The organism is Nguyenibacter vanlangensis (genome assembly GCF_038719015.1).
Classification (GTDB): domain Bacteria; phylum Pseudomonadota; class Alphaproteobacteria; order Acetobacterales; family Acetobacteraceae; genus Gluconacetobacter; species Gluconacetobacter vanlangensis.
Map to the genome: position 1 here is coordinate 4714565 of NZ_CP152276.1, position 22422 is coordinate 4736986.

The window sequence follows — 22422 nt, forward strand, 5'->3', positions numbered from 1 at the left end:
CATTCTGTTGCGGCCGCATGGTCCCCTCGCGGCCGGCACCGGGCGACCCGCCGTCAGGCAGGGTCGTGCGGGAGAACGACGCAGGGCAGCGGCGCTGCGCGCACGATCGTCCCGACGTCGGACCCGAAGAAAAACCGTGTGACGGGCCCGGAGCGGCACGGGCCCACGACCAGCAATTCGCCCGCCAGCCAGTCGGGCCGGGCGAGGGACGCCGCCCAGTCCGTCCCCTCGGCGATCAGGCTGTCGGGTGCCGCCACGCCGCAATCGGCGGGCCAGGCGGCACGGATCGCCGCATGCGCGGCTTCGGCCTGCGCGCGGAATTGCCGGGTGACCATGTTTTCGGCGTCGTACCCGACCAGGCTGGGGCCCGGGCCGGAACCGCCCAGACCGGAACTGCCCAGACTTGAACCGATGGGGCCGGTCGTCTGCCGGTTGTCCGCCACCAGGGTCAGCAGGCGCATCGGCGCGCCCAGCCGGGCCGCCAGGCGTGCCGCCGCGCGGGCGGTGGCGGCGGAGCGCGCGGAGCCCGAGATGCAGCATGTCACGCGGGGTATCGGTGCCGTGGTGGGGGCCGTGTAGCCTGCCCCGTAGCCTGCCGGGGCCAGGAAGACGGGGCAGGGGGCGGAGTCGATCAGGGCGGAGGCGACCGGGCCTTCGGCGACATGTCCGTCCGGTGCCCCGGCGGCCGGTCCGATCACGATGGCCCAGGCGTGCTCGGCCCGGGCCAGGGCCGCGAGCCCGGCCTGGGGGCTGGCGGCGGCGCGCGCCGCGAAGCGGAGGCCCGGCGCGGCGGGTGCCATGGTCCGGGCCCGATCCAGGGCGATCTGCGCCTTTTCCCGCAGGAAGGCCGCGTATTCGGCATCCACCCGCGCGGGGGAAGGATGGTCCCAGGTTTCGGGCACGATATGGGTGACGATGGCCGTGCCGCCCGCGGCGCGGGCGGCCAGCGTGCCGAGCGCGAGCGCCGCCCGGGCGCCGTCGCCGGCCGAGACCCCGATGATGAGCGGCGGCGGCGTCATGGCGTATCCGGACCCCGCTCTGGAAGGGCCTGCTCCGGAAGGGTCCGTTCCAGAAGGGCCCGTTCCAGAAGGGAATGCCGCGCAGAATAGGTGAAGTAGAAGATGGCGGCGACCACGCCCCAGACCAGGGTGAGCATCAGCACGATCGCCGAGAGATTGGCGATCAGATACAGGCAGCACAGGATGCTGAGGATCGGCAGGTACGGAAAGAACGGGACGTGAAAGCCGCGCGGCATGTCCGGCCGCCGGTAGCGCAGCAGGATCACGCCCGCCGACACCACGGTGAACGCCACCAGCGTGCCCATGCTGGTGAGGTGCCACAGCATGTCGGCCGGCAGGAGGGCCGCCGCCAGCGCCACCAGCGCCGCCACGATGAAGGTGTTGGCGGTGGGCGTCATGGTCTGGGGATTCACGCGGTGGAAGATCGGCGGCAGCAGGCCGTCGCGCGAGACGGCGAACAGGATGCGCGTCTGGCCGTACAGCACGATCAGCGTGACCGAGAAGACCGACACCACCGCCCCGGCGGACAGGATGACCGCGGGCCATGTCGCGCCGGTGATGGTCTGCAGGATGACGGCGAGGCCGGCTTCCTGCCCGGCGAAGCGCGTCTGGTCCTGCGCGCCGAGCGCGGTGAGGGTGACCAGCACGTAGAAGCACGTCACCACGGCGAGGGCGAGCACGATGGCGAGCGGGAGGTTGCGGCGCGGGTTTTCAACTTCCTCGCCCGCCGTCGAGATCGCGTCCAGCCCGACGAAGGTGAAGAAGATCGCCCCCGCGGCCATGCTGACCCCGGCGAAGCCGTGGGGCGCGAAGGGGGCGAGATTGCCGGAATGGAAAACCGTCGCGGCGAGCGCGATGAACAGGGCCAGCACGCCGAGCTTGACCATCACCATGATCGCGTTCGCCCGCGCCGATTCCCGCGCCCCGCGCGCCAGCAGCAGCGCGCACAGGAAGACCAGGATCGCGGCGGGCAGGTTCATCACGCCCCGCCCGCCGGGATGCACGCCGGTCGCGTCCGCGACCAGCGGCGCCGAGAGCATCCATTCGGGGAGGCTGAGCCCCGTGACGTTGAACAGGAGGTTGCGGAGATATTCGCTCCAGCCGATGGCCACGGCGGCGGCGGACACGCCGTATTCCAGCGCCAGCGACGCGGCGACGAAGAAGGCCGCCCCTTCGCCCAGCGTCGCGTAGGCGTAGGAGTAGGACGAACCCGAGACCGGGATCATCGAACTCATTTCCGCGTAGCACATGGCCGTGAGACCCGCCGCCAGGCCGGCGATCAGGAAGGCGACCAGCACGGCCGGCCCCGCCACGGGCACCTCCTCGGAGAGGACGAAGAAGATACCGGTGCCGATGGTCGCGCCGACGCCGAACAGGGTGAGCTGGAAGAGGGTGATGGAGCGCCCCAGCCGTCCATCGCCCTGATTGCCGCCCCGGTTGCCGCCGTGATCGCTGCTGTCCGCCAGCAGGGTTTCGACCGGTTTGCGGCGGGTCAGGCGGTGGGCAAGGCGACGATGATGATGGGCCGGGCGATGAAGGTCCAGGCGATGAAGATCCGGGCGATGATCGGGGCGGACATCCATGCGGGGCGGGCTACTCCGGATTGGGCGGCTGGTCGGTTGCGGTAGTGTTACAAAAGCCGCGCCCCTCGGCAAGTCGCCCGGCGTGAGGCTGTTCTTATGACGGAGGGTTCAGCTTGTCCTGCGTCCTGGTGTCGAAATCGGCGGCGTCGTGGCGTTCGTGCAACTGGATGGAGGGATCGCCGCTGAGGCGGTTGACCATCCGCCCGCGCTGGACGGCGGGGCGCGCCAGGATCGTGTCGGCCCAGCGCAGCACGTGCCGGTAGTCCTGAACCGACAGGAAGTCGGCCGCGCCATAGAGCCAGCCCTTGACCAGCCCGCCATACCAGGGGAAGGCGGCGATGTCGGCGATCGTGTACTCGCTGCCGGCGAGATAGGCGCTGGCCGCCAGCCGGCGGTCGAGCACGTCGAGCAGGCGCTTGGTCTCCATCGCGAAACGGTCGATGGCATATTGGATTTTGATGGGCGCGAAGGCGTAGAAATGGCCGAACCCGCCGCCGAGAGAGGGGGCGCTGCCCATCTGCCAGAACAGCCAGGACAGGCATTCGGCGCGCGCCGCCGGGTCGGCCGGCAGGAAGGCGCCGAATTTCTCGGCCAGGTAGAGCAGGATCGATCCGGATTCGAAGACGCGCACCGGCTCTGGCCCCGAGCGGTCGAGCAGCGCCGGGATCTTGGAATTGGGATTGATGTCCACGAAGCCGCTGCCGAACTGGTCGCCCTGGCCGATGCGGATCGGCCAGGCGTCATATTCCGCGCCGTCATGGCCGGCGGCCAGCAATTCCTCGAGCAGGATCGTGACCTTCTGCCCGTTCGGCGTGGCCAGCGAGTAGAGCTGCAGCGGATGGCGGCCGACCGGCAGTTCCTGGTCGTGGGTCGCGCCGGCGATGGGGCGGTTCAGTCCGCTGGCCTGCCGGTTCCAGGTCCAGATCTTGGGCGGCGTGTAGTCGGAGGAATCGGACATTTCGGATATTCTCGGATCGGAGATGGCTGCAAAATGGCTCGGCGATGAGAGTATGCCCGAGGCGGCGTGCGATCCAGACGGCGCCTGAGAGGGAGAAGGATACGTGACGTCGCTTGGCCTGTTCGCCCTGCTGCTGTGCCTGTCGTCGCTGTTCGGGATCGTCAACCGGCGGACGCTGCGGCTGCCGACGACGATCGGCATCCTGGTGATCGCGCTGTTCGTGTCCTTCGTGCTGATGGGGGTCGACGCGCTGACGCCGGGGCATGATTTGCAGGCCCTGCCGCGCGCGGTGCTGCGGCAGGCGGACCTGCCGGGCAATCTGCTGGAGGGGGCGCTGTCCTTTCTGCTGTTCGCGGGGGCGCTGCAGGTCGATCTGGACCAGTTGATGGCGCGCATGGGCGCGGTGCTGTTTCTGGCGCTGCTGGGCACGCTGCTGGCGGTGGGGCTGTTCGGCGGGGCGATGTACGGGGTGTTCCTGCTGCTGGGGCTGAAGGTGTCGCCCCTGTGGTGCGTCGTGCTGGGGGCGATCCTGGCGCCCACCGACCCGGTTTCGGTCGTCGGCATGCTGCGGCGGCTGGGCCTGCCCGGGCCGATGCAGGCGGTGTTCGCCGGGGAAAGCCTGTTCAATGACGGGGTGGGGGTGGTCGTCTTCGGTGTGGCGATGATGCTGGTGACACAGACGGGGGCGACCCAGGCGGGAGTGGCGCAGGTGGGTGCGGGCGGGTTCGGCCTGTGGGAGGCCGCCCGGGCCTTTGGCATCGAGGCGGTCGGCGGCGGGGTGCTGGGGTTCGTGTCGGGGTGGGTCGCGCTGCGCTGCGCGCTGCTGGTGGAGGACGCGCACCTGGAATTGCTGGTGTCGCTGAGCCTGGCGACGGGGACGTTCAGCCTGGCGAACGCGCTGGGCCTGTCGGGGCCGATCGCGGTGGTGGTGGCGGGGCTGTGGCTGGGCAGCTCTGCCGCGCGCCGGGCCGTGGGACCGGCGGGTCGGGCGATGCTGGTAACGTTCTGGAACCTGGTCGACGAGATCTTGAATGCGCTGCTGTTTCTGCTGATCGGTTTCGAGGTGCTGGTGGAGCTGCCGCGCCAGGCGGCGCTGGCCGCGCTGCTGGCGGGGATTCCGCTGTCGGTGCTGGCGCGGGGGCTGAGCGTCGCCCTGGCGCTGCTGCCGGTGCGGCTGGACCCGGCGGAGCGGCGGCGCGCGCTGGCGGTGCTGACCTGGGGTGGGCTGCGCGGCGGGATTTCGGTGTCGCTGGCGCTGGACCTGCCCGAGGGGCCGATGAAGCACGTGCTGGCGCCCGTCTGCTACGGGATCGTGATCTTTACCATCGTGGTGCAGGGGCTGACGATCGAGCGGGTAGTGCGCCGGTTCTACGGCGCGCCGGCCATGAGGATGCCGGCCGGGGGGTGAGCCGGCCGGGGGCACAACGGATTATCCCGGCAGCATCGACCAACTGCGGATCGCCATGCCGGGCGGGACGGTGGCGGCGTAGACGCCGCGCGCGATCGCCCGGGCCAGCGTGTCGGCGGCGAGCGCGCCGAGGCGGGCGACGATGAGGGGGCGGGCGAGCGGGTTGGTGGCGGGCCCCGCGACGGGTGCGGGGCGGCGGGCGGTGGAGAGGGCGAAGACGACGTCGCCGTCGAAGGGGGAATGGACCGGGCGGATGGCGCGGGCCAGCCCGTCCTGGGCCATCATGGCGACGCGTTTCAGCTCGTCCGGGTCCAGCGCCACGTCGGTGGCGACGCAGGCGATGGTGGTGTTGGCGCGCGGCTCGGGGTTGAGCTTGGCCAGGCCCCAATCCTCGCCGGTCGCGCGATGGTCGGGCGGCCCGAGCCCGCCGAATTCGCGGCCGATTTCGTAGGCGCCGGCCCAGAAGCGGCGGCCGCCGGGGGCGACGACCGAACCCAGCGCATTGCATGCGACGATGGCGCCCACCGTCATGCCGTCATGGGTGACGTAGGAGGCCGAGCCGATCCCGCCCTTGAGCGCGCCGGCCGCGGCGCCGAACCCGGCGCCCGCGGTGCCGAGCCCGAAGGAGAGGGCGGCGGTGGCGACGGCGCGGCGGGCCAGGGCGCGATAGGGCGGGTCCTCGCCCCAGTTCTTGTCGCCGCCATTGGCCAGGTCGAACAGGATGGCGGTCGGCACGATGGGCGAGGGCGGCACGCCGGGCTGCGGCGCCAGGGCGAAGCCGCGCCCGTGCGCGCCGAGCCACGCGGCGACGCCGTCGGCGCTGCCCAGCCCGTAGACCGAGCCGCCCGACAGCACCACCGCATCGACCGAGCGCACCAGGTTCCAGCCCGACAGGGCGTCGGTTTCACGCGTGCCGGGGCCGCCGCCGCGCACGTCGACCGCGGCGTCGGCCCGCCCGTCGGGCAGGATGACCGTGACCCCGGTGCGCACGCGCGGATCGTCGGCCTGGCCGACGCGCAGGCCGGCGACGTCGGTGATCAGGTTGCGCGGGCCCGGCGCGCCGAAGGCGCCGGCGCAAGCGCGCTGCGGCAGGGCCAGCGCGGCGCCGAGCGCGCCGGTTGCGCCGAAGGCGGCCTGAAGGAATGTGCGGCGGTCGAGCGGGTGGGGCATGGGATCGGAGCGGGTCAGGTGAGGTCGGGGCAGGAGAGGGGCGGTTCGGGCCAGGTGGTGACGGCACCGTAGGTGGTTTCGAACCAGCGGGCCAGTTGCAGGGCCAGCCCGTCGGCGAAGCGGGGGGTGACGATCTGCAGCCCGATCGGCGTGCCGCCGCGCGAGAAGCCGCAATTGAGCGAGATGGCCGGCTGTTCGGACATGTTCCAGGGCAGGGTGTAGGCGATATGGGCGAAGGGGCGGGCGGGATCGTCGAGCGGGGAGGCGTATTCCGCCGGGAAGGACAGGTTGGGGGTGGTCGGCGAGAGCACGATGTCGACCGTCCGGAACAGATCGGCGCAGCGCCGGCGCAGGGTGAAGGTGCAGCCGAAGCCGTCGATCGCCTCGACCCCCGAGACGGTGGCGCCCTGGCCGGCCCAGGCCAGGATATAGGGCAGCACGCGGGCCCGGCGGTCGTCGGGTAGGCGGGAGAGTTCGGCCCAGGCCCGGGCCTGCCAATAGCGGTCGATGCCGTTGAGAACCGCGTCGTCCATCACCGGGGGGACCGGGACGAGGGTGGCGCCGGCGGCCTGGAACGATCGGGCGGCGGCGGTGACGGCTTCGGCGATTTCCGGGTCGAGCGTCATGCCGCAGCCGGCATCGAGCATGAGGCCGACGCGCAGGCCGGCCGGGCCCGTGCCGGGGCTGTCCCAGTCGATCTGCTGATAGGGCAGGGCGGTGGCGTCGCGCGGGTCGGGTTGGGTCAGCACCGCCATCAGCCGCGCCGCGTCGTCGACGGTGCGGGTCATCGGGCCGGCGCAGCGCCCGACATAGTACGGGTCGATCGGGATGCGGCCGAAGGAGGGCTTGAAGCCCACCAGCCCGCACCAGGCCGCCGGCAGGCGCACCGAGCCGCCGATATCGGTACCGACATGCAGCGGTCCGTAGCCCGCGGCGGCGGCGGTGGCGGCGCCGGCGCTGGAGCCGCCGGGATTGGTGGCGAGGTCCCACGGGTTGCGGGTGAGCGGATAGAGGCTGGACAGGCCCGAGGACAGCATGCCGATATCGGGCACGGTGGTGCGGGCGAAGAGGATCGCCCCGGCTTCGCGCAGGCGGGCGGCGACGGGGGAATCGGCCTCGGCGGGCGCGGGGTCGAAGGCGGCGCAGCCCTGGGGGACGGGGACGCCCTTGCTGGCGATCAGTTCCTTGATGGTGGCGGGGACGCCGTCGAGCGGGCCGGCGGGCGCGCCGCGCCGCCAGCGCGCGCCGGAGGCGTCGGCGGCGTGCAGCGCGCCCTCGGGGTCGGGGAAGCATAATCCGCCGGGACGGCGGTCCGGGGGCAGGGATTCCCAGGCCGCGATGCGGTCGAGCACCGACTGCATCGCCTCACGCGGGGTAAAGCGGCCCGTGCGGTAGCCGTCCAGCAGGCCGGCCGTGTCGAGGGCGTGAAGTGCGGTCATTAGAAGCTGGCTCCGAGCCGGATGCCGTAGGTGGCGGGCATGCCGGCGAGCGCGATGTCGTCGCCGACCAGGAAGAAATTGCGTTCGATGTCGTAGCGCTTGTCGAAGATGTTGTTGCCGAAGGCGCTGAGGCTCCAGTGCCCCGCATGCGGCGCGAAGGAGGCGGTGGCGCCCCAGATCGTATAGCCGGCGACATTGTAGAGCGGGCCGAACAGCGAGCGATAGGTGCTGCGCAGGCTGTAATTCATGCCCAGGCTGAGATCGTAGCGGCCCCAGGCCCAGCGATAGGTGGCCGAGCCGTTGAAGGTGAGCTTGGGGGCGGGCAGGGCGTCGCCGCGCCGGTTCTGGTAGATCGGGTAGAAGACGTTGCCGACCCGGTAGTCGCTGTAGACGGCCTGGAACCGGTCGAACTGTCCCACGGCCCAGCCGCCGGACTGGGTGAGCAGCAGGCCGGGCAGGGGCGACCAGTCGGCCTCGAACTCGCCGCCGGCCAGGTGCGAGCGCGGGGCGTTGACGATGGCGCCGATCAGTCCGGCCTGCGCATTGACCGCGGCGCCCAGGATCTGTTCGTCCCGATAGTCATAGTAGAAGGCGGAGACGTTCAGGCGCAGATGGGCGCGCGGGATGTCCAGCTTGTTGCCGATTTCGTAGGCCAGCAGCTTCTCCGGCTGGTAGGGGTTGGAGGAGGCGTAGGCGTTGGACGTGTTGTAGGTGGTGAAGCCGCCCGAATTGATGCCCTGCGAGATCGAGACATAGAGCATGTCGGTCCGCGACGGGGTGTATTGCAGTTCGACCTTCCATGACGGCAGGGTGTAGAGCAGCGAGCGCCGGCGCACGACATTGCCGGGATTGGTGACGTTGCCGGCGTCGTCGAAGGAAAAGGCGCGGTAATCCTGCAGATCGCGGGCCTCGTGCTCGAGCCGCAGGCCGCCGGTCAGATGCAGGTTGGGCGTGATGCGCCAGGTCGCCTGGCCGAAGCCGCTGACGGTGTTGACGATCTGGCTGTAGAAGACGCCCTGGTCGACGTGGAATGCCTCTTGAAACCCGGAAAGATACTGATCGGCGAGATATTCGTTGGCGTAATAGAGGCCGGCGATCCAGTTGAGCCGGTGGTCGCCCCTGGAGACCAGGCGGAGTTCGTCCTGGAACACGTTGGAGCGGGTGTTGAAGGCGACGTCGGCGACGTTCAGCGACGAGGCGTCGAAATTGTCGTATTCGCGCCGGCTGCTGACATCGTAGCCGGCGAGGTTGCTGAGGGTGGCGAAGGAGAAATCCTGGTCCAGGCGGATGCTGGCGCCGCCGACATCGATATGGTGATAGGGCTTCTGGTCGGGACGGATGCCGGCCAGGGCGGCGAATTGCGGCGACGTGCCCCAGCGGGTGATGTCGCGCGCGCTGTCCGCGGGGAAGACCGGGCCGCCCGGATTGTAGGCGGCGATCGTGGTCAGGGGCGCGTAGAGATGCAGGCCGGCGGCGTCGGAGCGGTCGAGGCTGCCATGCAGGTCGATCCGCGCCTTGAGCGTGTCGGCCAGTTGAATGTCGGTCAGCAGGCGCAGGGCGGTGCGGTCGACATTGCCGAGATGCAGGCCGGTATCGGTATATTGCCAGGCGCCGCCCTGCTGGCTTTCGCCCGCGAGGCGCATGCGGATGCCGCGCGCCACCGGACCCGAGACATATCCGTCATATTTCTGGGCCGCGAAGGAGCCGTACTGGACGGTGGCGCCGGCGGCGAACCGGTCGGTCGGCTGGTTGAGCACGTAGTTGATGGCGCCGCCCGTGGTGTTGCGGCCATAGAGCGTGCCCTGCGGGCCGCGCAGGACCTCGACGCGGGCGACATCGAACATCAGCCCGTTGGTGGCGTAGGGGATCGGGTTCGCGACCTCGTCGATATAGACGCCGACCGGGGAGGCGTTGCCCGAGCCGTAATCGTTGAAGCCGACGCCGCGAATGGTGAAGGAAGGCTGGCCCGAGCCGAATTGCGGCGTCACCTGCAGCGAGGGGGTGAGATATTGCAGGCCGAACACGTCATTGACGTTGCGGGCCGCCAGTTCCTTTCCGCTGAGCACGCTGACGGAAATGCCGACATTCTGCGCGCTCTGGCGCCGCCGTTCGGAGGTGACGGTGATCTGTTCCAGTGCGCCGGCGGGCGGGCTGGCGGATTTCGGCGGGAGCGCGTGGTGCGCGGGCGCCGCCCGGGAGGGCGTGTGGGGAAGTGTGTGGGGAAGTGTCTGGGGGGCCTGCCGGGCATGGGCGGATTGGGAAGCGAGGGCGGTGCCGGCGAGCAGGCCGAGCAGGTGGCCGGCGGCGCGCCAGGCGGCGCGGGGGGCGGGGACGGATGGCGCGGTCACGGGTGGGCCTCCGGCTGGGGTGGGATTTCGATCCGTTGATGCAACGATAGCGGAGACGGGCGGGCGGGACGGAGTCCGAATTTGTGTCGGGTGTGTATCGTTTTGCGTGACACTGCCGATCGTCCCTTGTGCCAGTCGTCCCTTGTGTCAGTCGTCCCTTGTGTCAGTCGTCTCTTGTGCCGTTCAGACCGGGGGGCGGCGGTCATCGGCCATGACGCGTTCGATCGCGCGCATGAGGGCACGGGCCGCGAAGGGCAGGCGGCGGCCGGGCTGGCAGGCGATGTCGAGCGTGGTGTCGATGGCGCAGTCGGCGGCGAGCGGGACGGCGCGCAGCAATCCGGCGTCGATTTCCCTGCGGCAGCAGGAGGGGGGGAGGACCAGGACCGCGGCGTCGCGGATCGCCAGTTCGCGCTGCATGTCCAGCGAGGCGGTGACGAAGACCGGGTCCAGCCGCACGCCGATGCGGCTGGCGGCGCGTTCGAGCCACTGGCGCAGCCCGAAGGACGGGTCGGGCAGCGCGAGGCGCTGGGCGGCGAGGTCGCGCATGCCGACCGCGTCGCGGCCGGCCAGGGGGTGATTGGGCCCGACGATGGCGGCATGGGTGATCGGGCGCGACATGCGGATCAGCGGCCGCGCGTCGTCGGGCACGAACATCGTCACCCCCAGCTCGGCGCGGCCGGCGCGGATGGCGGCGATGACCTCGGCGGCGCTGGAGACCGCGACGGAGAAGCGCAGGCCGGGATGGTGCGTCTGCAGATCGTGCATCATCGGCGAGACCAGGCCGGCCACGACGCCGCCGCTGACCTGGATGGTGATCTGGCCGCGCCTGAGGCCGCGCATGTCGTCCAGCAGGGCGTGGATGTCGTCGATCTGGAAGAGCACCGCCCGGGCCCGTTCGGCGACCAGGCGCCCGGCCTCGGTCACGCGGATGCCGCGTTCATCGCGCTCGAACAGGGGGGTGCCGAAGAAATGCTCGATCTGGTCGATCTGCCGGACGATGGCGGTGGCCGACAGGCCGTGCCGCCGCGCGACCTGGCGGATCGAGCGGGCCTCGGCCAGTTCGACGAGCAGGCGCAGGGCGCGGATCTGCATGGGTTCTCCCGGAAGAAATCTTCCTTGTTCGGCAAGTTTATCCGACAGGTTCGGCCGGGGGCGTCATTCAGCCGGAGGGGCGTCGCGGTCGCGGTCGTGGTCGCGGTCGTGGGCGAGGGCGCCGGCGACGTAGGTCGCGCGGACGCTGCGGTCGTCGCCCAGCATCATGAGCACGAAGAGCAGGTCCTCGATCGTATCGCATTCCTCGGCCCGCTGGGCCATCAGCGGGGTGGCGTACGGGTCCAGCACGCAGAGATCGGCCTCGATCCCCGGGGCGATCGTGCCGATCCGGTCGTCGAGATGGAGCGAGCGGGCCCCGCCGGCGGTCGCCAGCCAGAAGGCCTGGACGGGGTGCAGGCGGCGGCCGGTGGACTGGGCGACCTTGTAGGCCTCGTTCAGGGTCTGGAGCTGCGACAGGCTGGTGCCGGCGCCCATGTCGGTGCCGAGCCCGACGCGGACCGGGCGGCGCGGGTCGAGCGCGTCGAACAGGCGGAAGGCGCCGCTGCCGAGGAACAGGTTGGAGGTCGGGCAATGGGCCATGGCGCAGCCGGTGGCGTGGCAGGTGTGGAACGTATCCTCGTCCACATGCACGCCATGGCCCAGCACGCCGCGCGGGCCGACCAGGCCGGCATGGGCGTAGACGTCGAGATAGGAGCGCCGGCTGGGGAAGAGCCGGCGGATCCATTCGACCTCGGCCACGTTCTCGGACAGGTGGGTCTGCATGAACAGGCCATCGCGCTGGCGCAGCAGGCTGCCGGCGAGGTCGAGCTGCCGCTCGGTGCTGGTGGCGGCGAAGCGGGGGGTGACGGCGTAGAGCTGCCGCCCGTTTCCGTGCCAGCGGTCGATCAGGGCCAGCGAATCGTCGTAGCCGCCCTGGGCGGTGTCGCGCAGCGCGTCGGGGGCGTTGCGGTCCATCAGCACCTTGCCCGCCACCATGCGGGTGTCGAGCCGCGCGGATTCGGTGAAGAACGCGTCGACCGACTGGGGATGGACGGTGCAATAGACGGCGGCGGTGGTGGTGCCCGCGCGCAGCAATTCGCGCAGGAAGCGGCGGGCGACGCGGGCGGCATAGCCGGCGTCGGCGTAGCGGGCCTCGGTGGGGAAGGTGTAGCGTTCCAGCCATTCCAGCAATTGCTCGCCATAGGCGGCGATCATCGGCAATTGCGGATAATGGACATGGGTGTCCACGAAGCCGGCCGAGATGACGGCGCGAGGATAGGTGGTGACCGGCGTGCCCTCGGGCAGCGTGGGGCGCAGCGCGTCATGGGGGCCGAAGGCGGTGATATGCCCGTCTTCGATCACGATCAGCGCGTCGGGTTCGTGGACCAGGGCGGCGGTCGGGCCGTCCTGGAACGGGTCGGCGCGGAAGGTGACGGCCCGGCCGCGCAAGGCGTGGCGCACGGGGGCCTGGCGCCTGGGGGCGTGGCGCGCGGGGGCGGCGGGCGGCGCGGTCATGGTCATGGCTTGAGACTCGGGGCTTGGGACTTGGGGGCCAGGGAACTCGGGGCTGAAAGCGCGGGACTTGGAGGCGGCGATCGGCCGGTTTTGCCCGTTTCGGCGGCCTGGGGGAAGGGTGGTCCGGGAGACGAGCGGGGGACGGCGTATCAGCCGCCGCGTTCGGCGGGGAAGGGGCGTGAGGCGTCGAGGAAGGCGCTGTTGGCGTCCAGCTCGTAGGAAATGACCAGCAGGTAGGCGATGGCGCGGGTCATTTCGACGCGTGCGCCGAGATTGGCCGTGCGCGATTCGATCCGCCGCAGGCCGGCGGTGGCGGCGCGGGCCGCGCGGGCGGTGCGGCCGTAGCGGCCGGTGAACTGGGCCATGCGGCCGATCACCAGCAGGATCGGCCGCCTGGCATGGGCCGGCACCTGGTCGCGGGCGAGCAGGGCGCGCAGGCGGATGATGTTCAGCCCGATCGTCATCGCGGCGAGCGTGCCTTGCAGATAGGCCTCGATGGTCGGGGTGGGGGTGGGGCCGGCATGGCGGATCAGGCGGGAGAACCGGTCGATATTGCCGCCGATCCAGTCGCCGGTCCGGGGCAGCGGGGTGGCGGTGGCCAGATGGCGCAGGTCGCGCAGGTTGCGCACGCGCATGCGGCCGCGTTCCTGGGCGCTGCTGAAGGGCAGGAGCAGGCGGAACATCAGGACGGCGAAGCCGATGCTGCACAGCAGGGTGAAGGCGCCGTTGAAGAAGGCGATCTCGTCCAGCCGGCCCTGGTTGGAGGGGGCGATCAGGTTGGGCAGGAACAGCGTGTAGGACGCCGCCGCTCCGGCGGTGGCCGGGTTGCGCGCGGCGAGGCCGCCGACGAACATCGGCAGGGCCAGGCAGGCCGCCAGAATTTCGAAATCGGCCGGGCGCGGCAGCAGCGCCAGAGCCAGCACGCCGGCGGCGGCGACCGCCCAGGCGGCGCCGCGCAGGAAGCTGAGCGTGCCCAGCACCGGGTTTTCTCGGGTGGCGAACAGGCCGCAGGTGATCGCCACCAGGGTGACGAATCCCTGGCCGCTGGACCAGGCGGTGAGTTCCCAGACCAGGCCGGCGGCGATGATGGCGCAGGCCGCGCGCACGCCGTTGCGCGCGGCCTGTGCCAGGTCGCGATGGGCGTGCAGGCGGAAACGGAAATGGTCGCCGCGGATGCTGTGCTGGGCGGCCGCGAATTCCTCGATCGCCTGCTGGAGTTCGGCCAGCAGTTCCTCGAGCGCGCTGTGCAGGATGCGCAGGTCGAGCAGGGCCTGGATCGCGGGGCCGCCCGGAGGGTTGCCTGTGCCGGTTTCCTCGGTCAGCGCGTCGATGATCCGCTGGCGGCAGGTGCCGCGCAGGGCGCGCAGATCGGCGAGCGCGGCGGGAATGTCCCGGTCGTGCCGCAGGCGCGGGGGCAGGCCGAGCAGATAGGCGCGGACCTGGGCGGCGGTGTCGGCGAAGGCGGGGGGCGGGGGGCCGAGGGCGCGCAGCCGCGCCGCCATGCCCAGGCCGCGCGAGAGCAGGACCGAGACCGAGGCGAGGGCGGCGCGGGCGTGGTCGCCCTCGTGCCCGTGGGGGCCCATTTCGACCTCGCTGAACTCGATCTGGTCGTTGATGGCGAGGATGGTGCCGAACAGGGCGCGCGAGCGGGTGAAGGCCTGTTCGTCGCCGGCCAGCAGGTCGGCGATGGCGGCCGTGCCGCCGGACAGGGCGGTCTGCAGCGTCGCGCGGATCTTGCGGCGGGCGGTGTCGGCCAGGTCGGGCGAGAAGAGGCCGGCCACCAGGCCTTCGCAGGCGATGCCCAGCACGATGTAGGTCGAGCGCGAGAGCGCGATCAGGAAAACGTCGTCGGGGCTGCGGATGGCGTCGAACGCGATGATGGCGCAGGTATAGCCCGAGAGGACGAGCGCGTAGGCGCGGAAATTCCGCACCAGGGTGGCGAGGCCCGCGCACAGGCCGATCCACAGGCCGATCGCGGGAACGAACAGCCATGGCGCCTGGGGGAAGGCGGCGGTCAGCGCCACGGCGGCGACGGCGCCGACGGCGGTGCCGACCAGGCGCCAGCGGGCCTTGGACAGGCTTTCGCCGCGCGAGCCCTGGGCGACGATCCAGACCGTCATCGGCGCCCATTGCGGGCTGTCCAGTTCCATCCACAGGGCGATCATCAGCGCCAGCAGGGCCGCGACGGTGGTGCGCAGCGCGAAGATCGCGGCCTCGGCACTGGGGGCGTAGAGCCATTTCAGCCGCGCCGGCAGGGAGAAAGCGGAGGACGGAGACACGATGCGACCTTCGGCACGACGGGGGGATCTGACGGAGGGGATGTCTGGTGATAAATTAAAAGCGTACGTGAGGTAACACGGGCGAGAGCGCATATATCGCGGAGCAGCCATTCGGGGCGGCAGGGGCGCCGGGTGGCCGAGCCGGGAGGATGCGGCGCGGAGGGGGCAGGATGGTGCGGCCGGCAGGGGATCTGCGGGGGTGCGTGGTGGCGGGGGATTGGTTCCATGCCCCGCGCGCCGGCGCGTTGGAGCGGATGGCCGGCGGGCTGGTGGAGATCGGCCCGGACGGGGTGATCGCCGCCGTGCACCGGGCCGGCACGCCGGGGCACCAGGCGGCGGGCGCGCTGGCACAGCAGGCGGGGCGGCTGGTGAGGCTGCCGGGCCTGCTGCTGCCCGGGCTGGTCGATCTGCATGTGCATGCGCCGCAATATCCGCAACTGGGCAAGGGGCTGGACCAGTCGCTGGAGGTCTGGCTGCAGCGTTACACGTTTCCGCTGGAGGCGCGGTACGCGGACAGGCTGTTCGCGCGGCGCGTCTATCGGCGGCTGGTGGGCGACCTGCTGGCGCAGGGGACGACGACGGCGCTGTATTTCGCCAGCCGTCATGCCGACGCGACCTGCGAACTGGCCGATGCCTGTCTGGAGGCCGGGCAGCGGGCGCTGGTGGGCCGGGTGGTGATGGACAATCCCGAGCAGTGCCCCGATTTCTATCGCGACGAATCGGTCGAGGCGGGGCTGGAGGCGACGCGGGCGGTGGCGGCGCATATCCGCGCGCGGGCGGGCGCGGACGGCATGGTGCGGCCGGTGATCACGCCGCGATTCCTGCCGTCCTGCACCGACGGGATGCTGCGCGCGCTGGGGCGGATGGCCGAGGAAAGCGGCTGCCACGTGCAGACCCATTGCTGCGAGAGCGACTGGGCGCGCGATTACGGCCAGGCGCGGTTCGGGCGGAGCGACGTGGCGGTGCTGGACGGTTTCGGGCTGCTGACCCGGCGTACCGTGCTGGCGCATGCCAATTTCATGACCGGCCCCGACATGGAGCGGGTCGCGCTGCGGGGCGGGGCGGTGGCGCATTGCGCGCTGTCGAACGCGTGGTTCGCCAATGCGGTCTTTCCGTTGCGCGCGGCCTTGGCCAAGGGGGTGCGGGTGGGACTGGGAACGGACATCGCGGGCGGGCCGTCGGCCTCGCTGCTGGCGGCGATGCGCATGACGGTGGCGGCGTCGCGCATGTTGCAGGACGGGGTGGACCCCGCCCGTCCGGCGGCGGAGCGCGGCCGGCCGGGGGCGGCGGTGGATATGCTGACGGCCTTTCACCTGGCGACGGCGGGCGGCGGCGCGGCGCTGGACCTGCCGGTGGGGAGTTTCGCGCGCGGGCAGCATTTCGACGTGCTGCGCATCGACCCCGATGCGCCGCTGGGCACGGTGCGGCTGTGGGGCGGGGAGAGCGACGAGGACCTGCTGGGCGCGGTGCTGTATACCGCGTCGCGCGCGAATATCGCCGATGTCTGGACCGGCGGCGTGCTGCGCACGCAGGCGGTGCCGGCTGCGGCCTAGCCGGCGACCTGATCGTCTGAGGGGCTGTATCGCAAGCCCTGCGACCGGCGATCCGACGCGCGTTTTCTGTAGCTTCTGTCCAGTTAGGCTATGAGGGTGACGGATTTCACCGGGCGGGTCATTCGGGCTGGGCGGCGAGGAGCGATTCGACTTCGGCCAGGGTGGGGGCGGCATCGGATGCGCCCTTGCGCGTCGTGGCCAGCGCGCCGCAGGCGGCGGCGAAGCGGGTGGCCGCCGCCAGGTCCTGGCCGCGGGCGAGGGCGACGGCCAGGCCGCCATTGAAGCAGTCGCCCGCCGCGACGCTGTCGATCGCCGTGACCCGGAAGGGGCGGACGAAGCCCTGGCGGGGGCCGTTCTGCCGTGTGTCGTCCTGTCGCGTATCGTCGGAAAAGAACACGCCCTGGGCGCCCAGTTTGACGATCGCCTGGCGCAGGCCGCGCGAGTGCAGCGCGTGGGCGGCGCGGCGCGCGCTGTCGGGATCGTGCGGGCGGATGCCGGTGAGGCGTTCGGTTTCGGTTTCGTTGGGGGTCATGAGCGTGGCGAGGCGGAAGGCCTCGTCCGGCAGGCCGCCCGGGGGCACCGGCGCCGGATCGAGGATGAGCGTGGCGCCGAGGGCGGCGGCCCGCCGCGCCGCCGCGAGCAGGACGGGCAGCGGGATTTCGCATTGCATCAGCACGATCGAATCGGGCGTGAGGCACGCTGCGAGGCGCGCCACGTCGGTGTCGTCCATGGCCAGGTTGGCGCCGCCCGCGACCACGATGGTGTTTTCGCCGGCCGCGTCGGTGCAGATCATGGCCAGGCCGGTCATCTGGGCGGGCGCGCGGAACAGGTGCGAATCGGATACGCCGAAGCGGCGCAGCGCGTCTGCGGCGAAGCCGGCGAACATGTCGTCGCCCATCCGGCCGGCCAGGGTGACCGGCGCACCCAGGCGGGCCACGGCCACGGCCTGGTTGGCGCCCTTGCCACCGAGGCCGAGATGCGCGCCCTGGGCATGCAGGGTCTCGCCGGGGACGGGCAGGGTGTGCAGGCGAGCCACCATGTCGATATTGACGCTGCCGAATACGACCAGCGGGTGACATTTACTTGGGCGTTCGGCCATTGGTTGGGGGCTTTCGTTAAAATTTGAAAAGGTCATTGTATTAAATATTTGATGACCTTATGATTTCCGTATGCGTCATATTAGAAACGTGATGCGAATCGCAACTGGAATAATAAACGAAAGAAATGGGAAATCGCTATGTCGGACATTGAGCAGGATGCCTCCTTGCTGGAACTGACGGCACAGATCGTGTCGGCTCATCTCTCGAACAACTCCGTCATGGCCGATGGCGTTCCGGACCTGATCCGACAGGTCTACCAGGCCCTGACGTCGCTGGGGCAGGCGGCGCCCGAGCCCGAGAAACTGCAGCCGGCGGTGCCGATCAAACGCTCGGTCTTCCCGGACTATGTGATCTGTCTGGAGGACGGGAAGAAGCTGAAGATGCTGAAGCGGCATCTGCAGAGCGCCTATGGCATGACGCCGGAACAATATCGTGAACGCTGGGGCCTGCCGGCGGATTATCCGATGGTGGCACCGAATTACGCCGAGCGGCGTTCCACGCTGGCGCGTGAGATCGGGCTGGGCCGCAAGATCACCGCGACCACCGAGGAAGCGGTCGCCCCCGAGGCGGCGGCGCCCAAGCCGGCCCGGCGCGGACGCAAGCCCGCCGCGCTGTAAGGCGATGCGCGTGACCGATCGCGCCCCGGCGCCGGTGGCGGGTTTTGCAGTGGATCCGGCGGCGGGGGATCCGGCGGCAGGGTTGGCGGCGGCGCGCCGGGCGGCCGCCGGCCGGCGGGGCATCGGGGAGGGAGACAGCCGATGAGCGTCGATCCGGACCTGATGGTCGACCGGCTGCGGCTGCGGCGGCGCCTGCTGTTCTGGCGGGTCGCGGCCGTGGCGGCCTTCGTGCTGGCGCTGACCGGCGTCGGCGGGCGGTCGCTGCTGCAGGGCGGGACGCTGACGGCGCGGCCGCACCTGGTGCGGGTGCGGGTGACCGGCGTGATCGGATCGGACGTGAGCAGGCAGGTCGCCCTGATCGACAAGGCGGCGGAGAATCGGGCCGTGCGCGGGATGATCCTGGATGTCGACAGCCCGGGCGGCGCGGTCAGCGGCGGCGAGGCGCTGCATGACGCGGTGGCCCGCTTCGCCGCGCGCAAGCCGGTGGCGGTGGCGATGGGCGGGACGGCGGCCTCGGCCGGCTATATGATCTCGGTGCCGGCGCAGCGGCTGTTCGCCACGCGATCGACCCTGACCGGGTCGATCGGGGTGATCATGGAGGCGCCCGACGTGTCGTCCCTGCTGGACAAGGTGGGGGTGAAGGTGGACCAGCTCGTCTCGGGACCGATGAAGGGGCAGCCGTCGGCCGTACAGCCCCTGTCGCCCGAGGGGCGGCAGATGCTGCAGGGATTGGTGGCGGACCTGTTCGACCAGTTCGTCACGATGGTGGCGCAGGGCCGCCATATGCCGGTCGAGAGGGTGCGTGCGCTGGCCGATGGCAGGCCCTATACCGGGCGGCAGGCGCTGGCGCTGGGGCTGATCGACCAGATCGGCGGCGAGCGGGAGGCCAAGGCGTGGCTGGCGAGCCGGCTGCACCTGCCGCCGACGGTCCCGGTCGAGGAGCTGAAAGTGGCCGGGCCGCGCGACTGGAGATTGCGGCTGATGCACGGAATGCTGCGCGTCATCCTGGGGGATGAGTGGGCAGGAAGTGTGGTTTCGCAAGGTGTTGCGCTTGACGGGGCTGTTGCGATCTGGAAACCTTGACGTGCATTCGGGAGGTGCGGGATGACCAAATCGGAGCTGATCGCCGAGCTGGCTGCGGCGAATCCGCATTTGCTCAGCCGTGACGTGGAACTGATCGTGCAGACGATCTTCAACGAGATCAGCGCCGCGTTGGCGCGCGGCGATCGGGTGGAACTGCGCGGTTTCGGCGCGTTCACCGTCAAGAAGCGCGATGCCCGCACCGGGCGCAACCCCCGGACCGGCGAGATGGTGTCGGTGGATGAGAAGGTCGTGCCGTTCTTCAAGGCCGGCAAGGAATTGCGCGAGCGCGTGAATCGCGGCCCTGCGGAGGGCGCCGGCTGAGCGTTCCGGGACGTGGGTGTTGGCGCGTGGGAACGGGCGGGACGGACTGCGTCCGGCGTGTGTATCCGGGTATCGAAGCGGGTGGATTCCGAGGCGGTTCGGCCACAGGTGACGGCCGGTACGCGCCTGATGTGCGCCAGATGTTCTGTTCTTGATATGTTCCGATTGCTGCTGCTATGAGTCCTTCTCTATGGAATAGGCGAGCCATGAAGGGGCGCAGGGTGCGGCAGGTGATCTCCGGTTTTCTGGTGGGTTTCGCCGTGACGCTGGGCGCTTGCGGGGCGGGGTGGGCGCGTGTGCCGCATCGTGTCCATGCCCATCATCATCGGACCGGCCTGGCGGCGCATCTGTGCGCGTCGCATGACGCGGTGATCGCCACCCATGGCCATAAGCTGCGTGCGATCGGCCGGCGCCGCTATTTCGCGCCGATCGGGCAGGCGATGTATTATCGCGACATGTCCCGCCGCTGCCAGTTGCGGCGTACCGCCCATCGGCGGAGCTGAGTTCCATTTCGTGCGTCGTGCCGTCCCTCGCTTTCGGGGCGCATGTCGGATATGGGACCGTGGTGCCCGGATCGCGCCGTGCGGATCGGGGGTAGCGCGTTTTGTGGAAAGGGACGGGCGATGGCCGATCGGGGTAGCCAGGGGCAGGATAGCGGGGCCGGCAAGCGGGCCTATGAGGCGCGCCGGGCGGCCAAGGCCGGCATGAGCGTCGAGCGCTGGAAGGCCGAGAAGGACGAGCGCCGCATGGCGGAGATGCCGGTCCTGGTGAAGTCCAGCCCGATTGCGGACAAGATGCGCGGCGCGTGGCGGCGGCTGATGGATCGGGCGCACAAGCCGCTATAGGGCGGGCGGATCGGTCGCGAGCCGCCCCGGCGGCGCGACCTGCTCGGGGCCGGATCGTCGGCGCGGTGGCGCGCTTTACGTGATGGCGCCTTGGGCGCGGTTGTTGATTTCTGCCAGCAGGAAGTCGCGGAAGACGGCCACGCGCTTGGAGGTGCGCAGCTCCTCGGGGTAGACGAAATAGGCGTCGACCGTGGGAAGCGTCACGTCGGGCAGGATGCGGACCAGGTGCGGATGCGCGGCGGCCGCGTAGAGCGGGATCGAGCCGATGCCGACGCCCGAGGCGATGGCGGAGGCCATGGCGGGCAGGCTGTTGACCTCGAGCCGGGCGGGGCGCTTCTCGTCCGACGGCACGCCGGCTTCGGCCAGCCAGTTGATGTGCGGGACGGGCGGGTGATAGCCGCCGAACATCACCAGCTTGTGCGACGCCAGGTCGTCCAGCGTGGCGGGGGTGCCGTGTTCCTGGAGGTAGGAGGGGGCGGCGTAGACCGGCAGCGGGAAATCCGCCAGGTGGCGCTGTACCAGGTCCGGCTGGCGGGGCGGGTGCATGCGCACCGCGACGTCGGCCTGGCGCATGCCCAGATCCAGGTCGTTGTCGTCCAGGATCAGGGTGAGGGTGATGTCGGGGTTGGCCTCCATGAAGCGGTGGAGGCGCGGGGTCAGCCAGCACGTGCCGAACCCGGTGGTGGTGGTCACGCGCAGCCTTCCGGCCGCCTTTTCCTTGCTTTCGGTCAGCAGGGACTGGGTCATCGCCAGCTTGGCGAAGACGTCGCGCACCGTCTGGTTGAGGGTTTCGCCCTGTTCGGTCAGGATCAGGCCGCGGGCGTGACGGTGGAAGAGGGGGACCTGGAGCGCTTCCTCGAGCGCCGAGATCTGGCGGGAGACGGCCGACTGGCTGAGATTCAGCACGTCACCCGCATGTGTGAACGATCCGGCTTCGGCCACCGCATGGAAAATACGGAGTTTGTCCCAGTCCAACGCACGATTCCGATTCTGTCTGCGGCCAGGCGAAAGCCGTTGTCAAATCAGTGCAATGGTTGGCGGAACAACCGGGGGCGGTCAAGATTTTATGGGGTCATGCCCGCCAGTGTCCTGCCCGAGAAATTCTTATGAGAATTTCTCGGATCAGCAGGCCACTAAAATTTGATTCTCGTGTCCTTTCGATTCCGAAATTCGCTTGCGAATTTCGGAATCAGGACACTAGGTAGCGTTCGGCCTCGAGCGCCGCCATGCAGCCGGTGCCCGCCGCGGTGACCGCCTGGCGGTAGATCTTGTCCTGGACGTCGCCGGCGGCGAAGATGCCGGGGACCGAGGTGCGGGTGCCGCCCGGGTTGGTGACGATGTAGCCCTCGTCGTCGGTTTCGACCTGGCCCCGGAAGATGGCGGTGTTCGGGGCGTGGCCGATGGCGACGAAGACGCCGTCGACGGGCAGGTGCTCGTTATCGCCCGACGCGGTGTTGCGCAGATTGACGCCGGTGACCACGGGCGGCGTGCCGGTGGCGACGATTTCATCGACCGTGCAGTTCCATTTCACCGTGACCTTGGGGTTGGCGAACAGGCGGTCCTGCAGGATCTTTTCGGCGCGCAGGCTGTCGCGGCGGTGGATCAGGGTGACGTGCTCGGCATGGTGGGTCAGGTACAGCGCCTCTTCCACCGCGGTGTTGCCGCCGCCGATCACCGCGACCGTGCGGCCGCGATAGAAGAACCCGTCGCAGGTGGCGCAGGCCGAGACGCCCGCGCCCTGGTACTGGGACTCGCCGGGGATGCCCAGCCACTTGGCCTGGGCCCCGGTGGCGATGATGACCGCGCGGGCCAGGTAGATATCGCCGGAATCGCCGACCAGCCGGAAGGGTTCGGCGGCGCCGCCGCGCCCCGCGAACGCGCATTCGGTGATGATGTCGTGGATGATGCGCGTGCCGACATGGGCGGCCTGGGCGGCCATCTGCTCCATGAGTTCGGGGCCCTGGATGCCATGGGCGAAGCCGGGATAATTCTCGACGTCCGTCGTGATCATCAACTGGCCGCCCGGCTGCAGTCCGGCGACCAGGATGGGTTTGAGATTGGCGCGCGCGGCATAGATGGCGGCGGTGTAGCCGGCGGGGCCGGCACCGATCACGAGCAGGTCGGTGGCATGGGTCTGGGTCATGGGCTCGGC

Annotated in this window: 19 protein-coding genes; 7 read left to right on the plus strand and 12 right to left on the minus strand. The window is 70.4% G+C overall.

Annotated elements, in window-relative coordinates; all coding sequences use genetic code 11:
• Positions 1 to 53: 53 nt before the first annotated feature.
• The 3 genes from AAC691_RS22075 to yghU form a co-directional block, all read right to left on the minus strand.
• Positions 54 to 1019, minus strand: coding sequence for a universal stress protein (locus tag AAC691_RS22075; protein WP_342628500.1), 966 nt, complete (start codon positions 1017 to 1019; stop codon positions 54 to 56).
• Positions 1016 to 2602 carry an amino acid permease gene (locus tag AAC691_RS22080; protein ID WP_342628501.1) on the minus strand — a complete coding sequence of 529 codons (1587 nt, stop codon included), beginning with the start codon at positions 2600 to 2602 and terminating at the stop codon, positions 1016 to 1018. Before AAC691_RS22080 ends, AAC691_RS22075 begins: the two co-directional genes overlap by 4 nt.
• 94 nt (positions 2603 to 2696) lie before the next feature.
• Positions 2697 to 3560, minus strand: coding sequence for a glutathione-dependent disulfide-bond oxidoreductase (gene yghU, locus AAC691_RS22085; protein ID WP_342628502.1), 864 nt, complete (start codon positions 3558 to 3560; stop codon positions 2697 to 2699).
• A 103-nt stretch (positions 3561 to 3663) separates the two neighbouring features.
• Between yghU and AAC691_RS22090 the strand changes: the two genes are divergently transcribed.
• On the plus strand, positions 3664 to 4968 hold the full coding sequence (locus AAC691_RS22090; RefSeq protein WP_342628503.1) for a cation:proton antiporter: 1305 nt from the start codon (positions 3664 to 3666) through the stop codon (positions 4966 to 4968).
• A 21-nt stretch (positions 4969 to 4989) separates the two neighbouring features.
• Here the strand turns inward: AAC691_RS22090 and AAC691_RS22095 are convergent, their stop codons facing one another.
• The 6 genes from AAC691_RS22095 to AAC691_RS22120 all read right to left on the minus strand — a co-directional run bounded on the left by AAC691_RS22095 (position 4990) and on the right by AAC691_RS22120 (position 14844).
• Entirely contained in the window at positions 4990 to 6138 is a 1149-nt protein-coding gene (locus AAC691_RS22095; RefSeq protein WP_342628504.1) for a P1 family peptidase, read from the minus strand.
• A gap of 14 nt (positions 6139 to 6152) precedes the next feature.
• On the minus strand, positions 6153 to 7577 hold the full coding sequence (locus tag AAC691_RS22100) for an amidase (protein ID WP_342628505.1): 1425 nt from the start codon (positions 7575 to 7577) through the stop codon (positions 6153 to 6155).
• A complete protein-coding gene (locus AAC691_RS22105; protein ID WP_342628506.1) occupies positions 7577 to 9925 on the minus strand; it encodes a TonB-dependent receptor domain-containing protein in 2349 nt (782 codons plus the stop codon). The genes AAC691_RS22100 and AAC691_RS22105 overlap by 1 nt, the downstream gene beginning before the upstream one ends.
• 183 nt (positions 9926 to 10108) lie before the next feature.
• Positions 10109 to 11017, minus strand: coding sequence for a LysR family transcriptional regulator (locus AAC691_RS22110; protein WP_342628507.1), 909 nt, complete (start codon positions 11015 to 11017; stop codon positions 10109 to 10111).
• A 63-nt stretch (positions 11018 to 11080) separates the two neighbouring features.
• The gene (gene guaD, locus AAC691_RS22115) at positions 11081 to 12472 is read right to left on the minus strand and encodes a guanine deaminase (protein ID WP_342630308.1); all 1392 of its coding nucleotides are present in this window, start codon (positions 12470 to 12472) and stop codon (positions 11081 to 11083) included.
• Between the two features lie 149 nt (positions 12473 to 12621).
• A complete protein-coding gene (locus tag AAC691_RS22120; protein ID WP_408906033.1) occupies positions 12622 to 14844 on the minus strand; it encodes an FUSC family protein in 2223 nt (740 codons plus the stop codon).
• A 77-nt stretch (positions 14845 to 14921) separates the two neighbouring features.
• Here AAC691_RS22120 and AAC691_RS22125 point away from each other — a divergent pair, with 77 nt between their 5' ends.
• Positions 14922 to 16304 (plus strand): amidohydrolase family protein, encoded by a 1383-nt coding sequence (locus AAC691_RS22125; RefSeq protein ID WP_342628509.1) that lies wholly within the window; start codon positions 14922 to 14924, stop codon positions 16302 to 16304.
• Between the two features lie 118 nt (positions 16305 to 16422).
• Here the strand turns inward: AAC691_RS22125 and AAC691_RS22130 are convergent, their stop codons facing one another.
• Entirely contained in the window at positions 16423 to 17403 is a 981-nt protein-coding gene (locus AAC691_RS22130) for a PfkB family carbohydrate kinase (protein ID WP_342628510.1), read from the minus strand.
• 138 nt (positions 17404 to 17541) lie between these two features.
• Between AAC691_RS22130 and AAC691_RS22135 the strand changes: the two genes are divergently transcribed.
• The 5 genes from AAC691_RS22135 (at position 17542) to AAC691_RS22155 (ending at position 20270) form a co-directional block, all read left to right on the plus strand.
• Positions 17542 to 18021: a MucR family transcriptional regulator gene (locus AAC691_RS22135; protein ID WP_342628511.1), complete on the plus strand. Its 480-nt coding sequence runs from the start codon at positions 17542 to 17544 to the stop codon at positions 18019 to 18021.
• A gap of 141 nt (positions 18022 to 18162) precedes the next feature.
• Entirely contained in the window at positions 18163 to 19104 is a 942-nt protein-coding gene (gene sppA, locus AAC691_RS22140; protein WP_323990765.1) for a signal peptide peptidase SppA, read from the plus strand.
• Positions 19105 to 19125: 21 nt separating this feature from the next.
• Positions 19126 to 19425, plus strand: a complete 300-nt coding sequence (gene ihfB, locus AAC691_RS22145) for an integration host factor subunit beta (protein ID WP_176640294.1) — start codon at positions 19126 to 19128, stop codon at positions 19423 to 19425.
• Between the two features lie 206 nt (positions 19426 to 19631).
• Positions 19632 to 19928, plus strand: coding sequence for a hypothetical protein (locus AAC691_RS22150; protein WP_176640295.1), 297 nt, complete (start codon positions 19632 to 19634; stop codon positions 19926 to 19928).
• A gap of 120 nt (positions 19929 to 20048) precedes the next feature.
• Positions 20049 to 20270 (plus strand): hypothetical protein, encoded by a 222-nt coding sequence (locus tag AAC691_RS22155; RefSeq protein ID WP_176640296.1) that lies wholly within the window; start codon positions 20049 to 20051, stop codon positions 20268 to 20270.
• Positions 20271 to 20345: 75 nt separating this feature from the next.
• On the opposite strand, the gene AAC691_RS22160 is transcribed toward AAC691_RS22155, so the two are convergent.
• Together AAC691_RS22160 and trxB are read right to left on the minus strand one after the other, a co-directional pair.
• Positions 20346 to 21245 carry a LysR family transcriptional regulator gene (locus AAC691_RS22160; RefSeq protein ID WP_176640297.1) on the minus strand — a complete coding sequence of 300 codons (900 nt, stop codon included), beginning with the start codon at positions 21243 to 21245 and terminating at the stop codon, positions 20346 to 20348.
• 214 nt (positions 21246 to 21459) lie between these two features.
• Complete coding sequence (gene trxB / locus AAC691_RS22165) at positions 21460 to 22413, minus strand: thioredoxin-disulfide reductase (protein ID WP_342628512.1); 954 nt, start codon at positions 22411 to 22413, stop codon at positions 21460 to 21462.
• Positions 22414 to 22422: the final 9 nt, after the last annotated feature.

What these genes read in the sequence shown, in the direction of transcription:
- ihfB (WP_176640294.1), top strand. Translation starts at nt 19,126, where the DNA reads ATGACCAAATCGGAGCTGATCGCCGAGCTGGCTGCGGCGAATCCGCAT.
- yghU (WP_342628502.1), bottom strand. Translation starts at nt 3,560, where the DNA reads ATGTCCGATTCCTCCGACTACACGCCGCCCAAGATCTGGACCTGGAAC.
- AAC691_RS22080 (WP_342628501.1), bottom strand. Translation starts at nt 2,602, where the DNA reads ATGGATGTCCGCCCCGATCATCGCCCGGATCTTCATCGCCTGGACCTT.
- AAC691_RS22150 (WP_176640295.1), top strand. Translation starts at nt 19,632, where the DNA reads ATGAAGGGGCGCAGGGTGCGGCAGGTGATCTCCGGTTTTCTGGTGGGT.
- AAC691_RS22110 (WP_342628507.1), bottom strand. Translation starts at nt 11,017, where the DNA reads ATGCAGATCCGCGCCCTGCGCCTGCTCGTCGAACTGGCCGAGGCCCGC.
- AAC691_RS22130 (WP_342628510.1), bottom strand. Translation starts at nt 17,403, where the DNA reads ATGGCCGAACGCCCAAGTAAATGTCACCCGCTGGTCGTATTCGGCAGC.
- AAC691_RS22155 (WP_176640296.1), top strand. Translation starts at nt 20,049, where the DNA reads ATGGCCGATCGGGGTAGCCAGGGGCAGGATAGCGGGGCCGGCAAGCGG.
- trxB (WP_342628512.1), bottom strand. Translation starts at nt 22,413, where the DNA reads ATGACCCAGACCCATGCCACCGACCTGCTCGTGATCGGTGCCGGCCCC.
- AAC691_RS22120 (WP_408906033.1), bottom strand. Translation starts at nt 14,844, where the DNA reads ATGCGCTCTCGCCCGTGTTACCTCACGTACGCTTTTAATTTATCACCA.
- AAC691_RS22135 (WP_342628511.1), top strand. Translation starts at nt 17,542, where the DNA reads ATGTCGGACATTGAGCAGGATGCCTCCTTGCTGGAACTGACGGCACAG.
- sppA (WP_323990765.1), top strand. Translation starts at nt 18,163, where the DNA reads ATGAGCGTCGATCCGGACCTGATGGTCGACCGGCTGCGGCTGCGGCGG.
- AAC691_RS22075 (WP_342628500.1), bottom strand. Translation starts at nt 1,019, where the DNA reads ATGACGCCGCCGCCGCTCATCATCGGGGTCTCGGCCGGCGACGGCGCC.
- guaD (WP_342630308.1), bottom strand. Translation starts at nt 12,472, where the DNA reads ATGACCGCGCCGCCCGCCGCCCCCGCGCGCCACGCCCCCAGGCGCCAG.
- AAC691_RS22125 (WP_342628509.1), top strand. Translation starts at nt 14,922, where the DNA reads ATGGTGCGGCCGGCAGGGGATCTGCGGGGGTGCGTGGTGGCGGGGGAT.
- AAC691_RS22100 (WP_342628505.1), bottom strand. Translation starts at nt 7,577, where the DNA reads ATGACCGCACTTCACGCCCTCGACACGGCCGGCCTGCTGGACGGCTAC.
- AAC691_RS22095 (WP_342628504.1), bottom strand. Translation starts at nt 6,138, where the DNA reads ATGCCCCACCCGCTCGACCGCCGCACATTCCTTCAGGCCGCCTTCGGC.